The following is a 5804-nucleotide window of genomic DNA, read 5'->3' as shown; positions in this document are numbered from 1 at the left end:
TGAAATGATGTTCGCATCGCGTTTAGGTGTTGCTCTAGAAAATCAATCAACTGAAAGCTTATTTGCTGAAGAAATTGGTGCAGTACTTCAAATTACGGCTGCTGATTGGGCGCAGTTAGAAGTTGAAGTTGCAGCATCTAGCTTGAAAGATACAATTGCTGTTGTTGGTCGTGTGAATACAACTGATCAATTGGTTGTAAATGGTTTAACGCTTGAGCGTGCTGAATTACAACAAGCTTGGGCTGAAGTTTCACATCAGATCCAACGTTTACGTGACAACGTTGAAACAGCTGATCAAGAATTTGCTTTAATTGCAGATAAGAACCACAAAGGTTTAATTGCACAACCAACATATGACTTAAATGAGCCAGTTGAAGCGCCGTTTATCAATACACGTCGTCCAAATATGGCAATTTTGCGTGAGCAAGGTGTAAATGGTCATGTGGAAATGGCGGCAGCCTTTGACAAAGTAGGCTTCAATACTATCGACGTACACATGAGTGATTTACTTGCAGGCCGTGTGAGCTTAAGCGACTTTGAAGGTTTAGTGGCATGTGGCGGCTTCTCATACGGTGACGTGATGGGTGCTGGTGGTGGCTGGGCGAAATCAGTATTGTTCAATGCGAAACTACGTGATCAGTTCGAACAATTCTTCCATCGTGAAAATACATTCAGCTTAGGCGTATGTAACGGCTGTCAAATGATGTCACAACTTGCTCCGCTGATTCCTGGTGCAGAGCATTGGGGACGTTTCCACCGTAACATGTCAGAAGTATTTGAAGCGCGTGCAGTGAATGTTCGTGTAGAGAAATCTGTTTCTGTGTTGCTTGAAGATATGCAAGGTTCGATTTTACCAATCGCAGTTGCGCATGGTGAAGGTCGTTTAGTTGCGACAGAACAACAACTTGCCACTTTAAATGCAGAGAACCAAGTCATCTTGCGTTATGTAGATAGTTTGGGTAATCCAACTCAGCACTATCCATTGAACCCGAATGGTTCACCTGAGGCGATTACAGGACAAACTTCTAAAGATGGTCGTGCAACAGTAATGATGCCACACCCAGAGCGTAACTTCCGTGCTTTACAACATTCTTGGAAGCCTGAAGATTGGGCTGAAGATGGTGCTTGGTTGCGTATGTTCCGCAATGCACGTAAGTTCATTGGTTAATATGAAATAAAAAATAAGCCACCGTAAGGTGGCTTATTTCATTCAAGTATAAAAATGAATATTGATGGAGAATAACAAATGAAATCAAAAATCCATTTCCACGAATTTGCTCTGTTGATGGCATTATTAATGTCGATCGTTTCTTTTTCGATTGATGCGGTATTACCTGCTTTAGGTGAAATCGGAAAAGTTTTTATTTTACAAAATGATAATCAGTCACAGTGGGTCATCATTACGATTTTCTCTGGTATGACTTTGGGGCAATTGATTGCAGGTCCATTGTCGGATGCGATTGGACGCAAACGGATTTTATTTACAGGGATTGTCATTTACTTTCTAGGAAGCTTGTTGTGTTATTCCACACAAAGTTTTGAATGGTTTTTAGTTGGGCGATTTATTCAAGGAATAGGGGTGTCTGGTCCTTATGTAGCTTCTATTTCCATTGTGAGAGACAAATATAGTGGTGCCCAAATGGCACGTATCATGTCTTTGATCATGATGGTATTTATGGTTGCTCCAGCTGTTGCACCAAGTTTAGGACAATTAATTATTCATTTCTTTGGATGGCGAGATATTTTTGTTTTATATATGGTTTACGCTACTATTGTTGGGTTATGGGTTGCTTTACGTTTAGAAGAAACCTTAGCTCCAGAAAATCGTTTGCCTATGCGTGTACAAGCATTTAAAGATGGTTTTAAGGAAGTGGTGAGTAATAAAACCACGATGAGTTATCTGTTGTGTGCTGGCTTTTGTTTTGGTGGGTTTATTGGTTATTTAGGAACTTCGCAACAAATTTTTATGCAGCAGTTTGGTAAAACAGGTGCAGAGTTTAGTGCTTATTTTGCTGTGTTAGCAGGTGTGATGGGGATTGCTTCATTTACTAACTCTAGAATCGTAATGAAGTTTGGTATGCGTCCAATCTGTATTTACGGTTTTTTGGGTTTATGTTTAATTTCTTTGATATTCCTGATTATTCAGCTTGTTGGCGTTCAGATTTCTTTTTGGATGTTTATGTTATATGCATGCATTCTATTTTTATTGTTTGGAACGTTATTTGGTAATTTAAATGCAATCGCTATGGAGCCGATGGGGCATGTCGCAGGAATGGCTTCAGCAATTATTGGTGCATCATCTTCTGTATTGTCTTTAATTCTGGCTTCGATTATTGGACAGTTATATAACGGGACATTAGTTCCAATGACCAGTGGTTTTGTGATTTTATGTGGTTTAGCTTTTGCGATGACAATATATGAGAAGCGATATTTAACAAATAAAAAGGTGATGGCATGCAATAAAAAATAAGCTGGTTTGTAGAAAACAATAAATATAGGTATTTTGATTCGTTGAAATAAAAGCCATTATGAAATGGCTTTTATTTAGATCAGCTTATTGGATTTAAGAATCCTGATGTTTTAAGAGCATCGGATGTTTATACATTACATCGGTACGTAATACATATTTCTGACCTGAAAGCACAGGTGCTCCCTCATGTAACTGTTGATGCTCAAATACTAATATCTGCCCAAGTTTGGGTTGAACACTCGCAATTTGAGTTTCCTTACATGGTTTCAGCATACCACTATCACGGTAAAAAATTGTTTCTCCACCCGTAAAATCTTCGCTGAGGTAGATCAATAAAGTCAGTTTGCTACTGTGCCAATCGTTTACTTCATGAATTCCATCCCAATGTGGCTTAAACGTTTCACCATTTTCATAACGATAAAAACGGAAACGTTCATTTAAGCCACTTAATATCCAGCCATTCAATTGTTTAGGCAGTAAATGTTTAAGTTTGGAAAATAGTGTTTCAGCAAGCTGAATATCATCATAAATCACTCGTTTATTATTTCTAACATTGGTGAGCACTTGACGAGCTGAGTTTAGGAATATATCAGCTGTTTCATAATGATATTGATTACTAAGTTCGATGAATGAAAGACATTCTTGATCTGAGAACACATCATCTACAGTAAAAATTAAAGGTGAGTTCTGATGTGTTTGTTGTTTTTCTTGTTGTAGAAAAAGAGTTTGAGTTGAAGTTATCCCATTTTGATGACCTATAGCATTTTGAGTTGGAATTGGTTATTTTATCATCATAACTAGTTTAATTAATATTATTTAAAATGGTTCAATTTTTGCATTCTCAATAATGATCATAAGAATCGGAGAACAACATGATGAAAAATGCAAATCACATGAGAACAATCCATAGCAAAGATAAAGGTTGGTTTTGGTTTGGCTTAACGGTTGCTATCCAAGTTGTATTCATAGTTGTTAGTTACCTCGTTATGAATATTTCGCTTTGATATTTCATTGTTTTTAAGCTTATGATTGATGATCAGCAAGAGTTCAACATCATTAAGAATATGCTAAAACTTATTTATTATGTACCTGAATCACACCTTGAATTAACCAAAAAAGCTATCTTTGAAGCTGGTGCAGGTGGTATTGGCAATTATGAGCATTGTGCTTGGCAAGCGAAAGGAATAGGGCAGTTTAAGCCTGTTAAAGGTGCAAATCCGTTTTTAGGGCAATTAGACGAACTAGAGCAGCTTGAGGAATGGCGTGTAGAAACTATTGTGCCTGAAGAAAAAGCCAGTGTTGTGGCAAAAGCATTAAAGGCAAGCCATCCTTATGAAGAGCCTGCCTTTGAGTTTATGCAAATATTAGATATTGAATAATTATACTTTTTGAATAAATAAATTACGATCAAAACGATATTGCGGGAAGAACACACCATCTGTAGCCCGTTCACCTGCACCAATCACCATCACAGGATATTGTTGATCATTTAGCTTTAAAATTTTACGAACCAAAGGTTCATCAAAACCTTTCATCATACAACTATCAAAACCATAAGCGCGTAAAGCCAATACAAGGTTTTCACAGGCTAAAGCTGTGGTTTTAGTTGCCCATAATTTGGCATCGGCAGGGTTAAATGCAGTCACAGGAAGTTGTTTATCAAGTGTACGGGCTACTTTAAATGCAACTTTTTTGAAGTTACCTAAGGCATTGAAATAACCTGTTTTATAGTTGTAGGGAATAAAGCGGTAATACTTTTGAACCGCTGGTGGTGCTTCGGGAAATGGAAACTCGGTGATATTTAGTTTTGCCATCTCATCAACACGATCTGTTCTAGCGACACATACAATTAATTCGGATGCAGTTTTAGCAGCAAGTTGTCCTAAACACGCTTTAACCAGTTGTTTTTTCTTGCTTGGATTTTGCACCACATAGAATGTCCAAGGCTGTAAGTTTGATGAGTTGGGTGCAAGCAGTGCCAAATCTAAACATTCATCTAAAATCTCACTTGGAATCGGTTTATCCGTGAACTTACGTACTGAACGACGGCTTTCAATGACTTTCCGGAAATTGGCAACATCAATATCTTGAGGGGCAGGTTCGTAGTAGCGTTTTTTTTCGGTTTGATTTTGCTCAGACATGAGAATAAATGTTCCTATAAGTTTGTTGTTAATATTGGGACGTTAAATAAAAAAACCACCCAGTCTTGACTAAATGGTTTGTATAAAAACAGTGAAATGTATTAATTGAACTGTGAGAAGTCAGGCTTACGTTTTTGCATAAATGCTTGTACAGCTTCCATCATTTCAGGTGAGCGTACACGCTGCATAAAGATTTCAGCTTCTTCGTCGACGCAAGCAATAATTTCAGCTAAGTCTTTTTTCATTAGCGCTTTACTTTGTTTTAGAGATGCTAAAGGTAATGCTGCTAAATGTTGAGCGGTTTGTTGAGCGGTTGCATAGGCATCTTCAACAACGTCATTTACAAGATTTGCTTTTACTGCTGTTGCTGCATCAAATTTCTTCGCTGTGAATAATAATTCAGCCGCTTTCTGATAGCCTGCTTGTTTGACCAATAAACGGCTCGCAGCACCTTCAGGAGAAAGGCCTAAACTTACGAATGGAATTTGGAATAGGGCAGTATTGTCTGCAAATACGATGTCAGCATGTAATAAGATTGTTACACCAATACCAATCGCAACACCTTTCACTGCGATAATAAGTGGCTTAGAAAAACGAGCCGCAGCTTTTAATAATACAAATGGAGGTTGATCACCCGCTTTGCCTTCATATGGCTTTTGCATAAAGCCCATGAAGTCTTTCATATCATTACCCGCAGTAAAATCTTGTTCTGCACCACGGAAAATCACAATACGTACATCTTTATTTGTATCGGCTTCATCTAATGCTTTTGCAATCCAAAGATAAAGTTCACCGTAAAGTGCATTTTTGGCTTCTGAACGGTTAATGGCTAAGGTGAGTACGCCATCTTCTAAATTTGCTTGCAAATGTTGATGAGGTTGTTGAATACAGCTAAGTGTCATCGTACTATCCTTGCTTTAATCCAGATTGATTTTTAAAGTGCTCTCATTATGTCGCATATTTGCGTTACATGGTGCAACTGATGAGTTCACAAAAAGTGAAATTACGCCTATGTACACATTTGACTATCTTGTTTTTATTGGACGCTTTCAGCCTTTTCATTTGGCACATCTACAAACCATTGAAATTGCGTTACAGCAAAGTCAGAACGTGATCTTGGCATTAGGTTCAGCGCAATCGGAACGGAATATCAAAAATCCATTTTTAGCCCATGAACGTGAGCAAATGATTCT

At 37.9% G+C, this 5804-nt stretch carries 8 protein-coding genes; 5 read left to right on the top strand and 3 right to left on the bottom strand.

Going from position 1 to position 5804, the window contains the following annotated elements:
- Positions 1-1168 (top strand): phosphoribosylformylglycinamidine synthase subunit PurQ (locus tag A2003_RS05960; protein WP_286686960.1); only part of this gene is annotated, 1168 nt, incomplete at its 5' end.
- A gap of 78 nt (positions 1169-1246) precedes the next feature.
- Entirely contained in the window at positions 1247-2470 is a 1224-nt protein-coding gene (locus A2003_RS05955; RefSeq protein WP_151760275.1) for a multidrug effflux MFS transporter, read from the top strand.
- Between the two features lie 93 nt (positions 2471-2563).
- Here A2003_RS05955 and A2003_RS05950 read toward each other — a convergent pair whose 3' ends face one another.
- Complete coding sequence (locus A2003_RS05950) at positions 2564-3127, bottom strand: prolyl hydroxylase family protein (protein WP_087540095.1); 564 nt, start codon at positions 3125-3127, stop codon at positions 2564-2566.
- 215 nt (positions 3128-3342) lie between these two features.
- Here A2003_RS05950 and A2003_RS05945 point away from each other — a divergent pair, with 215 nt between their 5' ends.
- Positions 3343-3474: a KGW motif small protein gene (locus A2003_RS05945; protein WP_004959789.1), complete on the top strand. Its 132-nt coding sequence runs from the start codon at positions 3343-3345 to the stop codon at positions 3472-3474.
- Positions 3475-3534: 60 nt separating this feature from the next.
- Positions 3535-3849, top strand: coding sequence for a YqfO family protein (locus tag A2003_RS05940; protein ID WP_286686965.1), 315 nt, complete (start codon positions 3535-3537; stop codon positions 3847-3849).
- Here A2003_RS05940 and A2003_RS05935 read toward each other — a convergent pair whose 3' ends face one another.
- Positions 3850-4611: a nitroreductase family protein gene (locus A2003_RS05935; protein WP_286686959.1), complete on the bottom strand. Its 762-nt coding sequence runs from the start codon at positions 4609-4611 to the stop codon at positions 3850-3852. It lies immediately after the preceding gene.
- A 101-nt stretch (positions 4612-4712) separates the two neighbouring features.
- Positions 4713-5513: an enoyl-CoA hydratase-related protein gene (locus tag A2003_RS05930; RefSeq protein ID WP_129262282.1), complete on the bottom strand. Its 801-nt coding sequence runs from the start codon at positions 5511-5513 to the stop codon at positions 4713-4715.
- A 109-nt stretch (positions 5514-5622) separates the two neighbouring features.
- Between A2003_RS05930 and A2003_RS05925 the strand changes: the two genes are divergently transcribed.
- Positions 5623-5804 (top strand): adenylyltransferase/cytidyltransferase family protein (locus tag A2003_RS05925; protein WP_286686964.1); only part of this gene is annotated, 182 nt, incomplete at its 3' end.

This window comes from Acinetobacter sp. GWC1_38_13 (genome assembly GCF_001767535.1).
GTDB lineage: Bacteria > Pseudomonadota > Gammaproteobacteria > Pseudomonadales > Moraxellaceae > Acinetobacter > Acinetobacter junii.
Note: the sequence above shows the minus strand (reverse complement) of the source record. Positions and strands in the feature narration are given on the sequence as shown.